Genomic DNA, 2117 nt, shown 5'->3' on the forward strand with positions numbered 1-2117 from the left:
CATCCGCGCTGTCGCCGCCCACCAGCTCGCCGAGCGGGTGCGGCTGGCCGGCGAGCCGTTGCAGGCGGCGCTGGATCACGTGCTCGCGGACATCAAGGCGCTCGGCGGGACGGGCGGCCTCATCGCGGTCGGTCCGGACGGCGAGGCCGCGTGGGGCTTCACCACCGCGGCAATGTATCGCGGCATGGCCGATGCGAGCGGCCGGACGGTGGCAATCTATTCGGAAGAGGACGAACGGTAGGGCAGGCTCTCGCGCAGCCACTCGACTTCGCTTCCGACTCCTTGGCGCTCGGCGTCGAGGAAGCCGGCGACGGCCATGCGGAAGCTGCGGTTCGGGATGAAGTGGGCGGATCGGGTGACGACCGGCTCATAGCCCCGCGCAACCTTGTGCTCCCCTTGGGCGCCGGCCTGAACGCAGGCGAGCCCGTGCGCGCAGGCCCAGTCGATCGCCTGATAATAGCAAAGCTCGAAATGGAGGAAGGGCACGTCCTCGGTGCAACCCCAGTAGCGACCGTAGAGGGTGTCCGGCCCGACGAGGTTGAGCGCGCCCGCGATCGGCCGACCGTCGCGGAGGGCGAGAAGAAGCAGGACCTGATCGCCCATGCGCTCGCCGATCAGGTTGAAGAAGCGGCGGGCGAGATAGGGTCGACCCCATTTGCGGCTGCCGGTGTCCTGGTAAAAGGTCCACATGGCGTCCCAATCGGCGGGCTCAATCTCCGACCCGCGAAGCGCGCGGAACTGGAGCCCCTCGCGAGCGGCCGCGCGCTCCTTGCGGATCGCCTTGCGCTTACGGCTCGAGAGGGCTGCGAGGAAGTCGTCGAAGCTCGCATAGCCGCGGTTGAACCAATGGTACTGGACGCCGTGGCGGATCAGCCAGCCGCGCCGCTCGCATTCGCTGGCGGCCGCTTCGCCGAGAAAGGTGATGTGCGCGGACGACATGTCGTTCTGCGTGGTCACGGCCTCGATCGCGGCGAGGAGCTGTTGCGGACGCGATCCGAGCAGGCGCGGGCCAGGGACCGGCGTGAACGGTACCGCAACCTGCAGCTTGGGATAATATTGGCCCCCCGCGCGCTCCCAGGCGTCCGCCCAGCCGTGATCGAACACATATTCGCCCTGGCTGTGGGTCTTCAAATAGGCCGGCGCGGCGGCGGCAAGATGCCCCGCCTCGTCCTCGACCAGGATCGGCGCGGAGATCCAGCCGGTATCCTTGCCAACACTGCCCGAATCTTCGAGCGCCGAGAGGAAGGCATGGCTGATGAACGGATGGCGGTCACCGCCGAGCCGGTCCCAGGCGCGGACATTGAGGTCCGAGACGCCTGCGGCGATCCTGGCGACGATTTCAGATTCGCGGTCCGCCATCGGCCTCCCAGATGAGCGCATCGGCATGAACCTCCGCTTGCGCGCGCTGATCGGGCGTGCGGATCGTCCAGCTGTAGACGGGCATCCGACGCCGCAGCGAGGCGACCCACGGCTGGCCGAGCGCAGCGCGGTCGACGGCAAGAAAATGCGGCGAGGCGAGCGAGAGGGCGAGCTTGCGGCGAAAGGCGGACAGGCCGGCGGCGACGACCAATCCGCGCCGTACGTCCGGCAGGCGCAATTTCAATTCCCGGCACAGCATCGGATCGAAGCTCATGATCCCGAATGCGCCGGCATAGCGACTGAGCGCGGTCGCAAGCGCCGGTCCCCAACGGTCGACATCATCGGCAGTCTTGATTTCCAGAAGCAAGGGGACGTTGCAGGATGCGAGCTCCAGCAAATGGCCGAGGGTCGGGATGGGCTCGCCCGCCAACTCAAGCCGTGCAATTTCCGTTTGGGTCGATCGGGCAATGACGAGCGGGTTGCCACATAGCCGCACAGCGTCCGCGTCGTGGAAGACGATCACGCGATCGTCGGCGGTCAGGCGGAGGTCGCACTCGATTCCAGCGCCGATCGCAAGCGCGCCGCGGAAGGCTGCAAGACTGTTCTCGGGAACTCCGGCGCTGTGAGCGCCGCGATGCGCAAAACCGGCCGGGCCGGGGTCGAGGGGATCAGGAGCGGACCGCGACGAGCGCGTCCACTTCGACCGCCACTCCAAGCGGCAGCACCGCGACTCCGACTGCGCTCCGGGCATGGCGCCC

2 protein-coding genes and 2 pseudogenes are annotated in these 2117 nt (G+C 68.0%); 1 reads left to right on the plus strand and 3 read right to left on the minus strand.

Annotated elements, in window-relative coordinates:
• On the plus strand, window positions 1-241 hold a 241-nt coding region (locus JOZ79_RS07745), incomplete at its 5' end, for an isoaspartyl peptidase/L-asparaginase (protein ID WP_294072848.1).
• Here the strand turns inward: JOZ79_RS07745 and JOZ79_RS07750 are convergent.
• The 3 genes and pseudogenes from JOZ79_RS07750 to JOZ79_RS07760 all read right to left on the minus strand — a co-directional run.
• On the minus strand, window positions 217-1359 hold the full coding sequence (locus JOZ79_RS07750; protein WP_294072851.1) for a GNAT family N-acetyltransferase: 1143 nt from the start codon (window positions 1357-1359) through the stop codon (window positions 217-219). The genes JOZ79_RS07745 and JOZ79_RS07750 overlap by 25 nt on opposite strands.
• Window positions 1340-1936: pseudogene (locus JOZ79_RS07755) on the minus strand (glycerophosphodiester phosphodiesterase family protein); the annotation flags it as partial. The gene JOZ79_RS07750 and the pseudogene JOZ79_RS07755, both read right to left, overlap by 20 nt.
• A gap of 91 nt (window positions 1937-2027) precedes the next feature.
• Window positions 2028-2117: pseudogene (locus JOZ79_RS07760) on the minus strand (RidA family protein); the annotation flags it as partial.

This window comes from Sphingomonas sp. (assembly GCF_019242355.1).
In the GTDB taxonomy this organism is placed as follows: domain Bacteria; phylum Pseudomonadota; class Alphaproteobacteria; order Sphingomonadales; family Sphingomonadaceae; genus Sphingomicrobium.

What these genes read in the sequence shown, in the direction of transcription:
- JOZ79_RS07750 (WP_294072851.1), bottom strand. Translation starts at nt 1,359, where the DNA reads ATGGCGGACCGCGAATCTGAAATCGTCGCCAGGATCGCCGCAGGCGTC.